This window comes from Paraburkholderia sp. RL18-101-BIB-B, assembly GCF_046026985.1.
Classification (GTDB): domain Bacteria; phylum Pseudomonadota; class Gammaproteobacteria; order Burkholderiales; family Burkholderiaceae; genus Paraburkholderia.
Genome location: NZ_JARESV010000004.1, coordinates 464,568 through 483,165, shown reverse-complemented (window position 1 = coordinate 483,165; position 18,598 = coordinate 464,568). Strand labels below are relative to the sequence as shown.

Sequence of the window (18,598 nt, the reverse complement as noted above, 5' to 3'; positions counted from 1 at the left end):
CGCATTAGTTTTGACCTTCGCCGCTGGCGAGGCGCGCCACCATCAGCGAGCCCAGGATGATCGCGCCGTAAATCGCCTGAATCCAGAAAGACGGCACTTGGGCAAGCGTCAGCAGGTTCTGCACGACGCCGAGCAGCAGCACGCCGGTGAGCGCGCCGAACATGGTGCCCTTGCCGCCGTCGAGTGAAATGCCGCCGATTACCGCTGCCGCGAACACCGTGAAGATCATGCCGTTGCCCTGGTTTGCGTTGATCGCGCCGACATAGCCGGTCACGATCAGACCGCCCACCGAGGCAAGTATGCTCCCGAGCACGAATACGCCCCACGTGATGCGTTCCACGCGAATCCCCGCCGCGCGCGCCGCTTCCGGGTTGCCGCCGATCGCGTACAACGCGCGCCCCAACCGGTGATAGCGCAGCATGAAGGCCGCAATCGCGAACGCCACCGCCGCGAGCCACACGGACAAAGGCAAGCCGAGCACGATAGTGGTGGCGAGCGCGAAGAACGACGGCGGCATATCGAACAGCGTGCCGCCCTTGGTCGCGCCGACCAGCATGCCGCGCAACACGATCAGCATGGCCAGCGTGACGATGAACGCATTGAGCCGCAAGCGCACTACGAGGAAGCCGTTGATCAAACCGATCACCGCGCCCACCACCACGATGGCGAGCAAGCCGGCCGCCGCCGGCCATTGCATGCCGAAGCCCGCCGACGCCGCCGGCATCACCAGCATCGCGCCCACTGCGGGCGCGATGCCGACCGTCGATTCAAGCGACAAGTCGAACTTGCCGGTCAGCACGATCAGCGACTCGGCGAGCACGACGAGCGCCAACGCCGCCGACGCTCCCAACACGCTGATGAGATTGGCCTTGGTCAGAAAGCTCGGGCTGACAAATGCGCCGATCACGATCAGCAAAGCGAGCGCGGGCAGCAAGGCCAACTCGCGCAGACGCGCGAGTTCAGAGCGCGCGCGTTTGCCGCGTGACGCCTGCGCGGCCAACGGCGGCTGAGCCGCAGCTTGCGCGGTGCCGAATGCAGGACTGGGCACACTATTCTTCATGGAGACTGACTCCTTCAACGGATGCGATCAGGTCGTGGTCCTGCCAACCCGCGGGAAATTCGGCCGCGACACGGCCACGGAACATGACCAGCACGCGGTCACAGGTGCGCAGATCGTCGAGTTCGCCGGACACGACCAGCACGGCCTTGCCCTCTTCGCGCACGCGATCCACGACGGAGAGCAACGCTTCTTTCGATTTCACGTCGACGCCCGCGGTGGGATCGATGAGCACGAGCACGTTGGGATTGGTGGCCAGCGCGCGCGCCATCACCACCTTTTGCTGATTGCCGCCGGACAGACCCGACACGACATGCTCCGGACCTTGCGCGACGATGCCGAGCGCGTCGATCATCTTCTGGCCGAAGGCGTTCTTCTTCGCGGGCGGCGCGATGCCGAACTTGCCGAGCACGCGCGCGATCGTCATCGATGCATTTTCCGCAACCGATTGCGTGAGCACCAAGCCTTCGTGATGCCGATCCTTCGGCACACAGCCGATGCCGTGCGCGAGCGCCGCGGGCACATCGCCAGGCGGCAAGGTTGCGCCGTCCACGCTGATCGTGCCGCGCTTGGCGGCACGCAGACCCGCAATCGCTTCAGCTACGCTCGTGCGGCCGCTGCTCGTCGCGCCGGTCAAGCCGACGACTTCGCCGCGCTTGACGGTGAACGACACGCCTTCGTAATCGGCGCCGGCCAATTCTTTAATTTCCAGCGTGACCGCCGTGTCTGCGGGCAACGCGGCGCGCGCCGCCGCATCGGCGACGGCGAGACCGCCGCGTTCGCCGGTCATCGCTTCGATCAACTGCTCGCGCGGCAACGCGGAAACCGGCGCGCTGACGATATGCCGCGCGTCGCGCAGCACCGTCACCGCCTGGCAGATTTCATAGACTTCCTGAAGATGATGCGAGATGAAGAGGAATGTCACGCCCTCGCGCTGCAACTCGCTGATGCGCCGGAACAGACGCTTGATCTCGTCGCCGTCGAGCTGCGCGGTCGGTTCGTCGAGAATGATGAAGCGCGCGCCGTACGACAGCGCGCGCGCAATCTCCACCAGTTGCCGCGCTTCCACTGACAGATCGCCGGCGCGGGCATCTTCGCGCACGTCGATCTTCCAGTGATCGAGCAACGCGCGCGCGTCGCACCGCATGGCTTGCCAATCGATCACGCCACCGCGCAACGGCTGCCGGTTGATGAACAGATTCTCCGCGACGCTCAGATCGCGGATGATGGTCGAATGCTGATAGACGCACGCCACGCGCTCGCGCCACGCGTCGCGATTCGCGATCGACGGCGCGGCCGCGCCGCTGAAACGCACCTCGCCGGTGTCGGGCTTGCGCAGGCCGGTGAGGATCGACACCAGCGTCGATTTACCCGCGCCGTTGCGCCCGACGAGCGCATGCGACTCGCCGGGCATCACGCGGATGCTCACGTCGTTCAGCGCGGCCGTCGAGCCGAAGCGTTTGGTGACCTCAAGCGCTTCGACCACGGGCACGGAGGGCGTGAGCTCGCTCATTTGACCGTGTTACCCCACAAGGCTTTGTCGTCGACGTTCGATTTCGTCACGAGCGGTGCGGGCAATTGGTCTTCCAGAATGCCGGGCGCCAACTGGATGATGTTGCTGCCGTGATCGGTCGGGCCCGGCTTGAAGGTCTGACCTGCCAACGCCGCCTTGATATAGAACAGGCCGTATTTCGCGTACGAGTCGGCGGGCTGCGACACGGTCGCGTCGATATCGCCGCGGCGGATCGCCTCGAATTCCTGAGGAATGCCGTCGTTGCTGACGATCACGACGTGTTTCGCATCGCCGGCGGGAAACAGCATCTGCTTGCGCCGCAAGGTTTGCAGCGTCGGCGACAGATAGACGCCGCCTGCCTGCATGTAAATGCCCTTCACGTCGGGATTGGCGGTCAGCAGGCTGTCGAGCGCGGTGGCCGCGACGTCGCCTTTCCAGGCTGCGGGAATTTCCAGCACCGACACGCCAGGATAGCCCTTCATGCAAGAGCGGAATGCTTCAGACCGGTCGCGCCCGTTGACCGATGCCAGGTCGCCCATGATCTGCACGACCTTGCCGGACTTCACGTGCTCGCCGATGTACTTGCACGCCTTCTCGCCGTACGCGTGATTGTCGGCGCGCACCACCATCGCGACCTTGCCTTGCGTGGGCGCGACGTCCACGGCGACGACCGGCACATTCCGCGCCGCGGCGGCGTCGAGCGCACGGCTGATCGCGGCCGAATCCAGCGGGCCGACCACGATGCCCTTCGCACCGAGGTTCAGCAGGTTGTTCATGTCCGTGATCTGCTGGACGGGATCGCCATTCGAATTGACCGGTGCGAGGATGTCGAGGCCGCTCTCCTTCGCATATTTGGGCAAATAGTTGTTGTACGACTGCCAGAACGGCGACGTCAGCAGCGGCAGACCGAGGCCGATCTTGCCGGTGTCGGCGGCTTGCGCGGCGCCCGTCACACCGAGTCCGGCGAGGCACGCAGCGGCTGCAACCGCGGACAACGAACTGCGGAACAAACGGCGGGCCGTGAGCGGCCCTTTCGTGAACGACATGGTTGTCTCCTGTGTCGATGGGGATCAGCGCTTTAGCACTGACTCCCATCCCATACACGATGGTTGTTGTGGGAACTGCGTGAACCCGGCTGCGGGGCCCGGCACTTCGTCCAGCGCTTTCTAATCGATTCGTGTGAGTATTGGCGTGCGCTCATTCACCAATGAACGTATTATTCATATACGGACTTTTTTAAGTCAAGGCATGTACACTGCATTAACCGTCCGTGTTTTCCCTGGACGAACGCCACCTCTACGAGATTCGTCACGCACTTACACTCACGCGCCACATAATGAGAACAGCCCAAGGAACCTCGCTCACGATGGACGCAGACGACAAAGACGACGCCGACCGCTACCGCGCCCCGGCGCTCGACAAAGGCCTCGACATCCTCGAACTGCTCGCCGAGCAGAAGGAAGGACTGACGCGCGCCGAAATCACCAAGCTGCTCGGACGCAATGCGAGCGAGATGTATCGCATGCTCGAACGGCTGGTCGCGCGTCAGTACGTGGTGCGCTCGGCGGCGGGCGACCGGTATTCGCTCAGCCTCAAGCTGTACGCGCTCGCCCACCGTCATCCGCCGATGAACCGTCTGATCTCCGAAGCGCTGCCGCTCATGCAGCGCTTTGCCGACGCTGCCGAACAGTCGTGTCACCTCGTGGTGTACGACCGCGGCAATCTGCTGGTGATCGCGCAGGTGGATGGTCCCGGTACGTGGGGCATCTCGGTGCGGCTCGGTTCGCGCGTCGGCCTGATCGATACGGGTTCGGGCCGCGTGATGCTGGCGTTTCAAAGCATCGAGCAGCGCGAACAGATGCTGGCCGAACACACCAAGGTGAAGGGCGAGGTCACCATCGATCGCGCCGCGCTCGAGCAGGCCTGCGAGCGGATTCGCACGGCGGGTTTTTCGCAGAAGGACAGCCAGCAGACGTTCGGCGTGACCGACGTCACGTTTCCGATCCAGGGTCCGTCCGGTCAGGCGATCGCGGTCCTCACGTGTCCGTATTTGCGGCGTATCGACGAATACGTCGCGCCGACGCTTGAAGCCGCCACCGCGCTCTTGCGCGAGACCGTCCAGGCGCTGTCGATGTTTCACGAGAACGCCGCCTAGCGCGTCATGCAGGCAAGCGAACCCGCGCGGCGGCTCGTCGAAATTCGATGGCTCGCGCACATGGTTTAGAATGGCGACCCTCTCAAAAATCACGCCGCATGGGTTCGCTCATGCGCGCTCATCGATAAGCAATGGCGAAACTTCTGACCGATTCCGAATTCCAGCGTTTTTCCGAGCTCCAGCAGAAGCAGTCGAGCTTCACGATCACGCCTGAAGAAGCCGACGAACTGCGCGACATCGTCGCTCATGCGCAAAAGCGCCGCGACGACCGCGCGGCGGCGATGCAAAGCATCGAGACGTTCATTCAGCAATTCGACATCAGCCCGGACGAGCTGTTTTCGCCGGAGCAGATCGGCGAAGCCGCGCGCACGTACGGCCTGATTCCGGCCGCGAAGAAAGAGCGGGTGCTGCCGCCGCAATTCACGTTCAACGGCAAGCCGTATCAGTGGACGACGCGCGCGCTGCCGGACGATATTCGCGTGCCGTTGTTCGATGCCTTCAAGGCGGGTGAATCGGTGAAGTCGTTTATTGCGACGCCGAAGGATGCGAGCCGTTGCGCGGCGACGATTGCGCGGTTGGAGCGTGAGACGGGGGCGGTTTATGGGGATGCGTGGTTGGAGGAGTTGGCGGTGACGCGTGATCAGGTCGACGCCGCTGCGGAGAAACTCGCGGCGTAAGTCTGAGAACCCTGTTATCGCGGGTGGCACTCCATACGCGTACGACAAGAAAGGCGGCTGCGTGCCGCCTTTTTCTTTTGAGCGCGGGTGTGGTGGGTGGGCGTTGTCGCCGCGATTCGATCCCGCTAGAAGATCGTTGATACGGTAACCCACGTCTGTTGGCGAGCCGTTTGCGCCAAGGGATGCCCCGCGCGCATCGCGTAACTCAATTGCGCGGCCACACGCTTGCCGCTATAGCTTGCGCCGATGCCATACCCTTGCAACCGCACGAAGGCGCCCGGTATCGGACTGCGAAATGGTCGTCTTGTTGCCCTGCGTTTTGATGGCGCCGGCACCCGCCGCCACAACACCGCGTCGACGGCCCAAGCGGTATTCGCGCAACCCAACGCCGCCATCAACATTGCCGGCATGAGCGCCAGCCGGTAGTCTAGTTTCCCCGTGCCCTGGTGAGTCTCGCGGGTACGTTTCTTGTGATTCATTTGTTTACCTGTTACGAGAGCTAAATAAAATCCCACCCGAGCAACAGTTCGCTGGATACACCTATGCGGATACTCGGAGCCAGAAAGTAACCCGGCCGTAAGAGTCTATGTAAGCTCCCGTTTACAAGGCTTGAGAAACGTCTGAAGGTTGGATAGTTTTGTCGTTTTGCGGAGTGCGTGTGGCACCCACTACGGCCGACTCAAAAGGCCGCCGCAACATCGACACGCGCTGACGCGATCTCCCGAAATTTCCTCCGCGACCGTTCTTATCGCCGCCGTCGCTCGGTCAGTTAGCCGCTGGCTCATCGAGCGCCATTCTGAAGCCGACCACACCCGGATCCTCCGTCCGCGTAGTCGTGAAACCGCAGGCTTTGGCGAGTCCGATCATCGGGGTATTTTCACGCAGCGCCTCGCCGACCAGCCAGTGGATGCCGCGCACCCGCGCATATTTGATGATCCGGTCCATCAGCAATTGGCCGAGGCGCCGGCCTTTCTGATCCGAGCGCACCGCCACCGCGAACTCAGCGGTTTCGTTGTCGGGATCGGCGACCGCGCGCACCACGCCCAGCGTCCGGGTGAAGCCTTCTTCGCTTTGCACGGTGGCGATCAGCGCCATTTCGCGGTCGTAGTCGATCTGCGTCATGCGCGCGAGCTGCGAGTGGTCGAAGCTGCCCACCGCGCCGAAAAACCGCAGACGCAAATCTTCCGGGGTCATCGCTTCGACGAAGTCATGGTGCGCGGCCTCGTCTTCCGGACGGATCGGCCGCACCGTCACCCGCGCACCCTGCCAGTCCAGCGTCTCTTCGAAGCGGCGCGGGTACGGCACGATCGCAAGGCGGCTGCGCGTCGGCGCGACGGTTAGCGTGGGATCGACGACTATCACGTGATCGCGGTACACCCTAAGCGTCAGCGCAAGACCGACGAGTTCCTTGACGTCGCATACGGCTTGCGAGAGCGCCGTCAGTGCGGCCAGCGCCGGCTCCGGCGCAACCAACCGCGCGTACGGCGAACGCGTGACGATGTCGCGCGCGAGCATCGGATTGAGCGGCGGCAGGCCGTAGACTCGCAGCGGTTCGGACACACCGTCAGCCGATGGCGCCGTGAAGCTGAAGACAGGGCCGAAGTTGTCGTCATCGTGGAGTTCGACAGCGATATCGACGACGGGCCTGGTAGACGAGTCGGCGCTTCCTTCCGGGCAGTCCGGCGACTTCGGTGCAGCCGACGACGCTGCCGTTGTGGCTTTCACCGCGCGCTGCGCGCTCGCTTGCCGTTGACTTCGCCCTTGCGCCGAACCAGCGGTAGCGCTCGGCGCCTCCTCCTGGCCCTGCCCCTGTCCTTGCGCGAAACCAGCCGTAGCGCCCAACGCTGGTTCCTGCCGCTGTCCTTGCGCGGAATCTGTCGCGGCACCCTGCGCCGATCCCCGTGCGACGTCTTGCGCAGCGTCCCCCGCCCCGCCCTCGCTCGCACTTCCGCCTCCCGCTTCCACCCGCAACCCGAAACGCCCCAGAAACCGCGCCGCCGCCTCGCCGGTTAGTTGGTGCTCACCTGCGCCGAGCACCGCGCGCGCCTGAGCTTGCGCCGCGTCGATGCATTCTGGAATTTGCGCCGGCAAGCCTTCCGGCGTCTGCATCAGCAGTTCACGCCCCATCCGGTAATCGACCAGCCGCGCGAAGGCGCGCGCGAGGCGCTGCGGCGTCGTATGAACCGGGATGCCCTGTGCGTGCAGCGCGTCGCGCGTGGCGGCATCCACGCCGCCGAAGAAGCACGCGAGCAAGCCGCGATAAGCGAAACGCTGATTCGCGATCAAGGCCTGCGCCACTTCGCCGACTGGCGCGCCATGCGTCGACGCGTGAACCACGAAGGCCGTGCCGGTGCTGCGATGATCCGCGAGCAGTTTGAGCGCCGCGCCGAAATGCTCTGGACGCGCATCGTCGCCAAGTTGCAGCGGATTGCCGCCGACCGCGTACGGCAAAGTCTGCTTCAAGGCATCCGATGCTTCATCGGGCCACGGCGCGAGCGTGTCGCCGGCCGCGGCAAAGGCGTCGCAGGCGAGCGTGGCCAAGCCGCTGTCGCTCGTAATCAGCGTGGCCGTCGCGCCCGCCGCCACGCGGCCCACGCCGAGCGTCTCGATCTCGTCGAGCAGATCGTCGAGCGCATCGACCCGCACCATGCCGGCGCGGCGGAACGCTGCGGTATAGAGGCCGTCCGCAGGATCGGCGCGGCCGGAGCGTAGCGCCAGCACCGGTTTGTTGCGCGCCGCCGCGCGGGCCGCCGACATGAACTTGCGCGCCGCTCGCACGGTATCCAGTTCGAGCAGGATGGCGCGCGTGCCGGGGTCGCTAGCCAGATAATCGAGCACGTCGCCCGCGTCCACGTCCGCTTCGCCGCCGAGCGCCACGGCGTGCGAGAAACCGAGGCCGCGCGCATGCGCCCAGCCGAGCACGGCATTGGTCAGCGCGTTCGACTGCGACACCCACGCGACGCCGCCCGCCTTCACCGTGCACGACGGCGCGCCCAGATGCGCGCGCAATGCCGGCGACACCACGCCGAGACTGCCAGGCCCGACGATCCGCAGCAGATTCGGGCGCGCGGCCGAGAGCGCGTGCCGCAGCGCGAGCCGGTCTTCATCGCAGCGCACCTCGCCGACGATAATCGCCGCGCGCGTGCCCAATCCGCCGAGCTTGTGGATGATCCCCGGCCACGTCGCCGGCGGCGTGCAGATCAGCGCGACCGTGGGCGCTTCCGGCAGGTCGCCGGGGTCGCCGATCACGGCATGGTCGCCGAGCGTTTCGTATTTCGGATTGACCGGCCACAGCGGGCCTTCGAAGCCCCCTTCCAGCACGCGCGCCCACACCATCGCGCCAGTGCTGCCGGGCCGCTCGGAAGCGCCGATCACGGCGACGGATTTGGGTCGAAACAAGGCGTCGAGATTGCGAACGGTCACGGGCGCTCCGAAGACGGGGGAAGGCGAGCCGGCTCGGCGGCCGGGCGCGCGTCTCGTCAGCATAGGCGAAGTTGAGCGCTCGCGCGGCGCTTCTCCTCGAACGCCGGGCAGGCATCCCGGTCGCGGTCGACGGCTCAGGGCCCGCCACGGGTATTTCTTATCGAGATCAAGCAAAACGACGGGCGCCAATGCGACAATCTTCCGGCCGCCACGATGGCCGTTTCCGGTTGAAAAATCGCCGGCCGATGGCGGTTCGGATCGCGCGTGCAGGAGACAAACGCGCGGCTGGCGACGCACCACAACCAGAGTCCGCAGTCCGACCATCTTCCGGCCGAATCGCGCACGATTAAAAGTAACAGAAGGTGATTTATGCGGCGCTTGCCATCGCTGATCGCGTTGCGCTTCTTCGAAGAAACTGCTCGTCACATGAGCTTTAATCGCGCGGCCATTGCGCTGTGCGTGACCCAAGGCGCGGTGAGCCGGCAAATCAAGCTGCTCGAAGAATCGCTCGGCGCGAAACTGTTCGAGCGCGACCACAAAGGCATCCGTCTGACGCAGGCGGGCCTGCAATTGCTGCCATGCCTGTCCGAAGCCTTCGACACGATCGAGCGTGGCTATCGCCAAATCACGGCCGCCAAGGGGCGGCGGCGTCTCGTGCTCGCTCTGCCGCCCACTTTCGCCACGCAATGGTTTTCGCCGCGGCTGGGTTCGCTCGCGGTGGAATTGCCCGACGTCGAACTATCCGTTCGCACCGAGGCGCACGGCGACTTTCACTGCCAGATTCGCTTCGGCCGCCAGGCGCTGCCGGATGCGCACTCCGAATTGCTGATGATGGAGCGCCACGTACTCGTGGGCGCGCCCCGCCTGCTCGGTCAACCGCTCGACGCGCTACTCCAACGCATGCCGGCGCTGCACGTGCTGCACAACGACGCCCGGCTGGAATTGTGGCCTAACTGGCTGGCCAAGGCGGGCATGCCCGCGCGTTACGCGGACAACGGCATCGAGTTCTCGACGCTGGAGCAGGCGATTCGCGCGGCAAGTAAAGGCGCGGGGCTGGCGGTCGTCGACCGGAATATGATCGTCCAGGAACTGGCGGACGGCAGTCTCGCGCAGTTTTCCGATGTCGAAGTGAGCGGGCCGTTCGGGTACTGGCTCGATATTCCCCAGCGGCATGTGGGGCTCGAACATGTGCAGGCTCTGGCGGGGTGGATGCGGGAAGAAGTGTTGAAGCTGGGGTGAGCGTTGATGATTTTGTCGGCAGCCGTACGGGCGTCAATACAAAAGGCCTCGTTTTCGACGAGGCCTTCTGATTTGCGTTGCCTTGCTTTGCGCTCGGGACCAGCGCAGCGGATTTACATCGCCTTCTTGAACGGCGCGCCCGAGTGCTCGCGCAATTCGTTGAACACGATCTTCGGCCACGCCTTCTGCGCGACTTCGATTTCCGACACGTGCGAGGCCAGATACGTCGGCGCGTCGGACGCGTCGAGCGCGATCCGTGCCGCGTACGAATCGGTGAAGCGACGCAGCTCGGCTGCATCGTCGCAGGTTACCCAGCGCGACATGCGATAACGCGCCGGCGCCATGCGCACGTCGACCTTGTATTCCGTCGACAAACGGTGCGACACCACTTCGAACTGCAGTTGCCCGACCGCGCCGAGAATCATCAGGCCGCCCACTTCCGGACGGAACACCTGAATCGCGCCTTCTTCGCCGAGTTGCTTGAGCGCCTCGCCGAGCTGCTTGGCGCGCATCGGATCGACCACTTCCACGGTCTGGAAAATTTCCGGCGCGAAGAACGGCAGGCCGACGAATTGCAACTGCTCGCCTTCGGTCAGCGTATCGCCGAGACTCAGCGTGCCATGATTCGGAATACCGATGATGTCGCCTGGATACGCTTCGCTCACCGTCTCACGACGCTGCGACAGGAACGTCACCACGTTGTTGGCGCGGAAGGTCTTGTTCGAACGCGTCACCTTGACGGCCATGCCACGCTCGAAACGTCCCGAACACACGCGGATGAACGCCACGCGGTCGCGGTGCGCCAGGTCCATGTTCGCCTGCACCTTGAACACGACGCCGGTGAATTTCGGCTCGTCCGGCATAACCGGACGCTGCACCGTCATACGCATGGACGGCGGCGGCGCCAGATCGACCAGCGCGTCGAGAATTTCCTTCACGCCGAAGTTGTTGATCGCCGAGCCGAACAGCACCGGCGACTGCTGGCCGGCCAGGAACTGCTCACGATCGAAATCGGGCGTCGCGCCGGTGATCAGATCGATCTCTTCTTTCGCCTTGACCCAGCTATGGCCGAAGCGGCGTTCGCCTTCCTCGTCGCTCAGCGCCTGCAGCGTTTCGACTTCGCCGCCCGCTTTGTCCTGCCCGGCGCGGAACAGGCGCACCTGGTCGCGCTGGATGTCGTAGACGCCCTGAAACTCCTTGCCCATGCCGATCGGCCACGTGAACGGCACGGCGGCCACGCCCAGATGCTGTTCGATTTCGTCGAGAAGTTCGAGCGGCTCGCGCACTTCGCGGTCGAGCTTGTTGATGAAGGTGACGATCGGTGTCTTGCGGCTGCGGCAGACTTCGAGCAGCTTGAGCGTTTGCGCTTCGACGCCGTTCGCGCCGTCGATCACCATGACGGCGGCGTCGACCGCGGTCAGCACGCGGTACGTGTCTTCAGAGAAGTCCTCGTGGCCCGGCGTGTCGAGCAGATTGATGACGGCGTCGCCGTACTCGAACTGCATCACCGAGCTCGCCACCGAAATGCCCCGCTGCTTTTCGATCTCCATCCAGTCGGACGTCGCGTAGCGGTTGCTCTTGCGGCCCTTCACGGTGCCGGCGATCTGGATCGCGCCCGAGAACAGCAGCAGCTTTTCGGTGAGCGTGGTCTTACCCGCGTCCGGGTGGGAAATGACCGCGAACGTGCGGCGGCGTTTGAGTTCGGAGACTGACATCGGGTCTGGCGACAAATAGGGTTCGGGCACTGCCGGCCACGGCGGGCGGCGGTTTGCGTTTCCGCTCCACCTGGCAAAGCACGCCGGGCGGGGAAACGGACGGGTAGACGCGGCTCGCGCGGCGGATCCGGGCCACGCGGCGGCAGACGCCGCGCGTTAGCGGTAAATAGTGCGGGGATGCCGGGTTGGAACAGCGCCGGGACGAATGATACACGTCTGCGCGGGGACAGATGGAATCTCGCAGTGAAAACGGCTTAGGCGCGCGGCCTGGCTATTGATAACTCATCGTAAAGATAGCTGTCGCCCGAACCGTTCCGGCAACCACGGGCGCAACACCCAGCCGGTAGTACTGCGAGAAAAACTGAAACGACATATTGCCTGTCGTGCTCGACGTAAGCGGAAGTGCCACATCCAGTGTAATCGGCGACTGCGACGCATCCAGCAATTGAATACCGATGCCCGCTGCCGAACCCGCGTTCGCCAGGACTGAGGCGACGCCAGAATTGCCCGACGTCGAACTGAAGGTCACCGAGACCTTCACGCCGGACTGGCAGTTGAGGCCCAGAGAAAACGGTGTCTTTGCGGCGACTGAGCCGGCAGTCGGAAACATCGCCGGGTTGATCGTCGCGAGAGGAATTGTCTGGTTCGCGCTCGCGGCAGTCACCGAGCAGGTGACACCTCGCACGGGTGTGTTTGCGACGGTCATAGTGTTAGCGCCGTTGTTGAGCGTATATCCGGTGTTCAGGACGCCGGTGTTGTAGCTTGCGCCCGTGATTGATCCGCCAGTGACAGGACCCGTTTTGACGAGTTCAAACGTTCCTGAAACATTAAAGCTGCCGTCGCTGCCGGTAGTTCCGAGTTGGAAATCGGTAGAGCATGCGCCCGTTCCGACCATCGGTTTGCCGTTAGCATCGCGCATCCTCATGCCAACCCCCGCGACGTTCGTTGGATAAACACCCGTCATGCCGGACACCGCTGTCCCGCTCCCTGGGCAAGCAACTATCGGTTTGTTGAAAAGCGTACTCAGGGAACACTTTCCAATGATGGTGAATCTCTGAACCGTACCGGGAATCGCATCGCCAACGGCAGTTGAATCCGAGACGATAGATTAAGAAAAATCCCAGATTTCAGTGGGTAGTCCGTCGAGTTGAATGAAAAGCAGGTTTTTCCGTTGGCTCGCCTTGACTTTCAGGCGGTCCAAAACAAAAAGAACCCGCCGCATCGTTGCCGATGCGGCGGGTTCTTTACAGCGTTAGCGCGCGTTAAGCGCCGCTAGCTTCGTTCAACGTCAGATGCTTCGTTTCCGGCGCCCACGCAATCGACACCACCATGCCGATCAACAGCACCGCCGCGAGGGCCATCATCGTGATATGGAAGCCCAGATGCACGATGCCGAGCGGCAGCAGAAACGTTCCGATCGCCGAGCCGAGACGACTGCACGCAATCGCCAACCCGACGCCGCACGCGCGCACCTCGGTGGGAAAACACTCGGGCGGAAACACGCCGACGAGATTCGAGAACGCCGACATGGTGAGCGTGAAAATCCCAAACGCGACGATCATGCCGAGCGTCGCCGACTCCGGCAGCAAACTCAACGCGATCAGCGAAACGCACGTCACCGCAAACGAGCCGATCAGGAACACGCGCCGCGGAAGTTTGATCGTCAGCCAGATGCCGATCAACGCGCCGAGCACGAGAAACCCGTTCAACAGAAAATCCGCGCTCGAATCGTTGTTCAAATGAATCGCCTTCAGAATGGTCGGCAAAAACGTATAAACGGCGAAGTAAGGAATGACGAGACACACGAAGAAAGCACAATTGAAAATCGTGCGGCGGATCAGATCCGCCTTGAACAGACGCATGAAACCGCCCGCCGATTGCGCGTGCTCATCGTGACCGCCATCCAGAATGACGTTCGCGCCGAAGTGCTTCAGCACGATCGACTTCGCTTCCGCCGTGCGGCCTTTGCCATGCAGCCAGCGCGGCGACTCCGGCGTGCCCATGCGCAACACGAGAACGATCAACGCCGGCACACCCGCCGATGCCAGCAACCAGCGCCATGCATCCGGCGAGGCATCGGCGTAGTGCATGCCGAGCACATTCGCCACCACGTAGCCGATCGTCCACACCACGCTGAACGAGCCAAGCAAGGTCCCGCGATGTTTGCGTGGCGAGAATTCCGCGAGAATCGCATGGCCCACCGCAAAATCGCCTCCCATGCCGAAGCCGATCAACACACGCAGCAAACACAGTTCGAGCGGCGAGCGCACATAGAACTGCGCGAATGCGGCCGCTGTGATGATCAGAAAGCTCAGCAAGAAAATCTTCTGGCGTCCCATGCGGTCCGACAGCCAGCCGAACACCAGACTACCGATAAAAATGCCCATCAACGCGGAACTGCCGATCATGCCCATCCAGAACGCGTCGAGCGGCATCTGGCGATTCAGCGATGCGAGCGCATAGCCGATCGTGCCGAGCGCGAAACCTTCAGTGAAGTGCGCGCCGAACGTCAGCCCGGCGATCTTGACGTGAAAGGCGTTCAGCGGAACGTCGTCGAGAGGAATGGGGCCGTGCGCGGATGCCGCTGCCGCCGGCAAAGTGGGGGCGAGGCCGAGAGTGGCCGCCTGCATATCCTGATTGCTCACGCTGTCTCCTTCGTTAGTATGGATCACCGGGCGTGGCCGGCGTGTCGCCGCGCGCCCGATTGCGTCGTCCGCCGGTGAGTCATGCGTGTGCATGACGTACGGCGGACGCGCGGTGTGAAGATCAGCGTCCGAGGCCGCCCATCATCATGTACTTCAGTTCGGTGTATTCATCGAGCCCGTACTTCGAGCCTTCGCGACCGAGACCCGATTGCTTGACGCCGCCGAACGGCGCGACTTCGGTGGACAGAATCCCTTCGTTGATGCCGACCATGCCGCTTTCCAGCGCTTCGCCGACGCGCCATGCGCGAGCCAGGTCGCGTGTGTAGAAATATGCGGACAAGCCGAATGGTGTGTCGTTAGCCGCGGCGATGGCTTCCGCTTCGGTCTTGAAACGGAAACACGCGGCTACCGGTCCGAAGGTTTCTTCCTCGGCGATCAGCATTGAATTGTTGGCGTCGACCAGAACGGTCGGCTCGTAGAAGGTGCCGCCGAGCATGTGCGGCTTGCCGCCGGTCAAGATCTTCGCGCCCTTCTCCAATGCATCGGCCACGTGCGTTTCGACCTTCCTCAGCGCGGCCTGATTGATCAACGGACCTTGTTCGACTTCGCCTTGCAGCGCGTTGCCGACGCGCATCTTGCGCACCGCTTGCGTCAACGCGGACGTGAACGCGTCGTAGATGCCGTCCTGTACGTAGAAGCGGTTGACGCACACACACGTCTGCCCGGTATTGCGGAATTTCGAAGCCATTGCGCCTTGCACGGCGGCGTCGAGATCCGCGTCGTCGAATACGATGAAGGGCGCGTTGCCGCCGAGTTCGAGCGACAACTTCTTCAGCGTGTCCGCCGACTGCTTTGCCAGCAGTTTGCCGACGCGCGTCGAGCCGGTGAACGACAGCTTGCGCACCACGTCGGATTCCGTGAGCGCGCCGCCGATCGCCACGGCATCGCCGGACACGATGTTGAATACGCCGGGCGGAATGCCTGCCTCGCCGGCCAGTACCGCCAAAGCAAACGCGGACAACGGCGTTTCTTCCGATGGCTTGAGCACCATCGTGCAGCCGGCCGCGAGCGCGGGGCCGGCCTTGCGCGTGATCATGGCGAGCGGGAAATTCCACGGCGTGATTGCCGCAACCACGCCGACCGGTTCGCGCGTCACAATGATCTTCGCATTCGGATTGGGACTCGGGATCACGTCGCCGTACGCGCGCTTCGCTTCTTCCGCGAACCATTCGAAGAAACTGGCCGCATAGCCGACTTCGCCGCGCGCTTCTGCAAGTGGCTTGCCTTGCTCGAGCGTCAGCAGTTCGGCAAGCGCGTCGCGATTCTCGAGCATCAACTCGCCCCAACGTTTGACGCGGGCGCTACGTTCCTTTGCAGTCAGCGAACGCCATGCGGGAAACGCACGCTCGGCAGCCGCGATGGCCTGCGCGGTTTCCGCCGCGCCGCCTTTGGCCACTTGGGCGACCACCTCGCCGGTCGCGGGATTCAACACGGCATATGTGTCGGCGCCTTCGTACCACTCGCCGCCAATGTAATGCCCCGTGCGAAGAAATTCGTTCATGCGGCCTTCTCCAGGGTTTCGACGAACACGCCTTGTGCAAAGCGCGCTTCGCGCGCAATGCGTTTGCCTGCGGTGTAGTCGTTGATCAGATCGCACGGCGTGTAGTTGCGTTCAAGCTCGAACAGTTCGTCCGCCGAAAGCGTCGTGCCGAGCGCGGCGAGCGCGCTGTCGAACTGCGCCGGCGTATCCGCACCGACCAGCATGCTTGCGACGCCGCCCTGGTTCAGCACCCACGCCTGCGCGATCTGTGCGGCGGAAACGCCACGCCGCGAGGCCACGCGCGCCACCGACGCTGCAATCTCGCGCGAAGCCGCATCGCCGTACATTTGCGCGGTGAAGAAGTCGGTCTGATTGCGCGTCGAATTCGGATCGCACGTGAGCAGCCCGCGCGCCAGCGGACTGAAGACGGACACGCCGACGCCCTGATCCTGGCAATACGGAATCATCTCGCGCTCTTCCTCGCGGTACGCCAGGTTCAACTGCAATTGCATATTGATCGGCTTGTGCCAGCCGTTGCGCTCGCAGACCTGCATGATCTTGGCGAACTGCCATGTGTACATGGTCGAGACGCCGATATAGCGAGCCTTGCCGGCGCGCACGATATCGTTGAGCGCGCCCATGGTTTCTTCGACCGGCGTATTCACGTCGAAAAAATGCAGCATGTAGATGTCGACGTAATCCATGCCGAGGCGCTTGAGCGAACCGTCGATGCCGTCCATGATGTGCTTGCGCGAATGGCCGCCGGCGTTCTGATACGCGCCCATGTCATAACCGACCTTGGTGGCCACGACCATTTCCTCGCGTCGCGCGAGACGCTTCAGAATTCGGCCGACCACTTCTTCGCCCACGCCGGTCGAATAGAAATCGGCGAGGTCGATGAAATTGACGCCTGCTTCGAGCGCATGACGAACAATCGGCTCGCTTTGCGCTTCGTCGAAAATCCACGGCTTCCATTGCGGCGTGCCCATGTTCATCGTGCCGAGGCACAGACGCGAAACCTTCAGACCGGATTGGCCGAGGCGAATGTATTCCATAGTGCGTGTCTCCTTCCTGATCGCATCCGGCAGCGCGGACGGTTAGTTGCGCATGAGCACTCACTGGCCGCGCTGCGTGCCATTAACGTTGCTTCGGTGTGTAGAACGGGTTCGATACGTCGCGCGCGGCGGCGAAGACTTCATCGCGATGCGGCAGGCCCTTCATCGCCGCGAGGATCGCGTTCTTGCATGCGCGGTAGTTGTTCTCGAAGACGGCGTCGAGATTGTCGGTTGACGGGTTGACCCAGTTCGCCGACACCACCACCCAGTCGTTTTCCGCTTCGGGCGGCAGCGTGCCGTTCTCCAGCGACTCGGCCACCGCCTTCGCGATGCCGGCTTGCGAGGCGCCCCACGTCGCGTTGCCGTGGAAGTCGCTGCCGATCTGCGCCTTGTTCACATACAGCGTGAGCGGCTTGGTCGGCACGCCCGGACGCGCAATCACGACGAACGGCGCGTGGCCCGCCGAAGGCGTCGCCAATGCGGTAGCAAAGGCCTGCCCGGCGGGACCGTTGCGCGGGCCGACCAGCACGTTGATGTGCGCGAGATTGACGCCGGGGCCTTCGAATCCTTCGCCGATAAAGAGTTGTTTGTCCGTCGATGCGCTCATGGTCTTTCCGTCGAGGTTGAGTGGATGACCGATTGTGACGTTCGGCATCCGCGACCATGTATCGATGAGTTTTGATGCGGGGTATGAGAGGAACTCAACTCCGGGTTAGTCCCGAGCGCAGTGGCCTGCGCGTATCGGGAAGCGCAAAGGTGAGGGTTTTCGGGACCACAGCATGTGCGTCCTCGAATCGCAGCAAACGGTGAGCGTGCCGACCGTTAGTCGCGCACCTGCGCAGCGGAAGTCTGCACAGCGTCGAATGCGTTAGACGCAACTGAGAGAGACTTAAGGGTCGGCTGCAGCGATTCTTCGCAGAGCCTGAGAACGCCCGCCAGCAAAGGCCGGCGTGGGTTTCGGAGAAAGTGGGTCAGTCACGGCGGCCTGCGGCGGCAAGCTTGCCGCAAGGTGCGTGATTCGATAAAACCAGGCTCACCGAAGCAACCAGGCTTTGAGTTGGCCACGTGGCCGAGCTCACGACTCACGCGACAGGTTCACGCGAAAGGTGAGCGTTTTCGGGACCTGCTCAGCGGTGCGAGAAAAATCGCCCGCGACATCACTTTAGACAATCCGGTGCATGACTCACGCGCACGTCATGCGCCGAAGCACTTCAACCTTCGATCAGAAAGCGCTCGCGATTCTTGCCTACGAGCCAGGCGGGCGAACGGCCGCGGCCGCTCCAGGTCTCGCCGGTTTTCGGGTTGCGATACTTGGCGACCGAAGGCGTTTTGCGGGCTGCGGTGCCCTTGTTCGTGAAACCCAGTTCTTCAGCAGTCAGGTCGTACTCGGCCACCTTCTGCTTGATCTCGGCGATCGCCTGGGCAACTTCCTTCTCGCGCGCCGCCGCGACTTCCTTGTGGAGTTTTTCGAGCTGGGCAGTCAACTGCTTGTACGAGGCCATGACGGGTACTCCGATCATTTTGACGAGAACTGAAGTGCGGACACTATCAGACGAATAAATTGCCGGATAGAGAAGCC

General features: G+C 63.3%; 15 protein-coding genes. 3 read left to right on the top strand and 12 right to left on the bottom strand.

What is annotated here, in order from left to right; all coding sequences use genetic code 11:
- Positions 1-4: 4 nt before the first annotated feature.
- Genes P0D73_RS10585 through P0D73_RS10575 form a run of 3 tightly spaced genes read right to left on the bottom strand, consistent with a single transcriptional unit; the run spans position 5 to position 3,616 of the window.
- Positions 5-1,060, bottom strand: a complete 1,056-nt coding sequence (locus P0D73_RS10585; protein ID WP_408284879.1) for an ABC transporter permease — start codon at positions 1,058-1,060, stop codon at positions 5-7.
- Positions 1,050-2,570 (bottom strand): sugar ABC transporter ATP-binding protein, encoded by a 1,521-nt coding sequence (locus P0D73_RS10580; protein ID WP_408313676.1) that lies wholly within the window; start codon positions 2,568-2,570, stop codon positions 1,050-1,052. Before P0D73_RS10580 ends, P0D73_RS10585 begins: the two co-directional genes overlap by 11 nt.
- Positions 2,567-3,616, bottom strand: a complete 1,050-nt coding sequence (locus tag P0D73_RS10575; protein ID WP_132383524.1) for a sugar ABC transporter substrate-binding protein — start codon at positions 3,614-3,616, stop codon at positions 2,567-2,569. The genes P0D73_RS10580 and P0D73_RS10575 overlap by 4 nt, the downstream gene beginning before the upstream one ends.
- A gap of 320 nt (positions 3,617-3,936) precedes the next feature.
- On the opposite strand from P0D73_RS10575, the gene P0D73_RS10570 reads away from it, so the two are divergent.
- Together P0D73_RS10570 and P0D73_RS10565 are read left to right on the top strand one after the other, a co-directional pair.
- Complete coding sequence (locus P0D73_RS10570; protein ID WP_132383522.1) at positions 3,937-4,725, top strand: IclR family transcriptional regulator; 789 nt, start codon at positions 3,937-3,939, stop codon at positions 4,723-4,725.
- Positions 4,726-4,856: 131 nt separating this feature from the next.
- The gene (locus tag P0D73_RS10565) at positions 4,857-5,402 is read left to right on the top strand and encodes a hypothetical protein (protein ID WP_132383520.1); all 546 of its coding nucleotides are present in this window, start codon (positions 4,857-4,859) and stop codon (positions 5,400-5,402) included.
- Positions 5,403-5,527: 125 nt separating this feature from the next.
- On the opposite strand, the gene P0D73_RS10560 is transcribed toward P0D73_RS10565, so the two are convergent.
- Both P0D73_RS10560 and P0D73_RS10555 read right to left on the bottom strand, forming a co-directional pair.
- Positions 5,528-5,881 carry a hypothetical protein gene (locus P0D73_RS10560; protein ID WP_408431283.1) on the bottom strand — a complete coding sequence of 118 codons (354 nt, stop codon included), beginning with the start codon at positions 5,879-5,881 and terminating at the stop codon, positions 5,528-5,530.
- A 286-nt stretch (positions 5,882-6,167) separates the two neighbouring features.
- Entirely contained in the window at positions 6,168-8,825 is a 2,658-nt protein-coding gene (locus P0D73_RS10555; protein WP_408431281.1) for a GNAT family N-acetyltransferase, read from the bottom strand.
- A gap of 369 nt (positions 8,826-9,194) precedes the next feature.
- On the opposite strand from P0D73_RS10555, the gene P0D73_RS10550 reads away from it, so the two are divergent.
- The gene (locus tag P0D73_RS10550) at positions 9,195-10,064 is read left to right on the top strand and encodes a LysR family transcriptional regulator (protein WP_408431279.1); all 870 of its coding nucleotides are present in this window, start codon (positions 9,195-9,197) and stop codon (positions 10,062-10,064) included.
- Between the two features lie 113 nt (positions 10,065-10,177).
- On the opposite strand, the gene P0D73_RS10545 is transcribed toward P0D73_RS10550, so the two are convergent.
- The 7 genes from P0D73_RS10545 to P0D73_RS10515 form a co-directional block, all read right to left on the bottom strand.
- Positions 10,178-11,779: a peptide chain release factor 3 gene (locus tag P0D73_RS10545; RefSeq protein WP_132383516.1), complete on the bottom strand. Its 1,602-nt coding sequence runs from the start codon at positions 11,777-11,779 to the stop codon at positions 10,178-10,180.
- Positions 11,780-12,050: 271 nt separating this feature from the next.
- Entirely contained in the window at positions 12,051-12,743 is a 693-nt protein-coding gene (locus P0D73_RS10540) for a fimbrial protein (protein ID WP_408431276.1), read from the bottom strand.
- Positions 12,744-13,041: 298 nt separating this feature from the next.
- Positions 13,042-14,424, bottom strand: a complete 1,383-nt coding sequence (locus tag P0D73_RS10535; RefSeq protein WP_408284857.1) for an MFS transporter — start codon at positions 14,422-14,424, stop codon at positions 13,042-13,044.
- Positions 14,425-14,545: 121 nt separating this feature from the next.
- Positions 14,546-15,985 (bottom strand): NAD-dependent succinate-semialdehyde dehydrogenase, encoded by a 1,440-nt coding sequence (locus P0D73_RS10530; RefSeq protein WP_408284855.1) that lies wholly within the window; start codon positions 15,983-15,985, stop codon positions 14,546-14,548.
- A complete protein-coding gene (locus tag P0D73_RS10525; protein WP_408284852.1) occupies positions 15,982-17,019 on the bottom strand; it encodes an aldo/keto reductase in 1,038 nt (345 codons plus the stop codon). The genes P0D73_RS10530 and P0D73_RS10525 overlap by 4 nt, the downstream gene beginning before the upstream one ends.
- 82 nt (positions 17,020-17,101) lie before the next feature.
- Positions 17,102-17,626 carry a formaldehyde-activating enzyme gene (fae, locus tag P0D73_RS10520; protein WP_132383506.1) on the bottom strand — a complete coding sequence of 175 codons (525 nt, stop codon included), beginning with the start codon at positions 17,624-17,626 and terminating at the stop codon, positions 17,102-17,104.
- A 604-nt stretch (positions 17,627-18,230) separates the two neighbouring features.
- Complete coding sequence (locus P0D73_RS10515) at positions 18,231-18,521, bottom strand: H-NS histone family protein (RefSeq protein ID WP_408284850.1); 291 nt, start codon at positions 18,519-18,521, stop codon at positions 18,231-18,233.
- Positions 18,522-18,598: the final 77 nt, after the last annotated feature.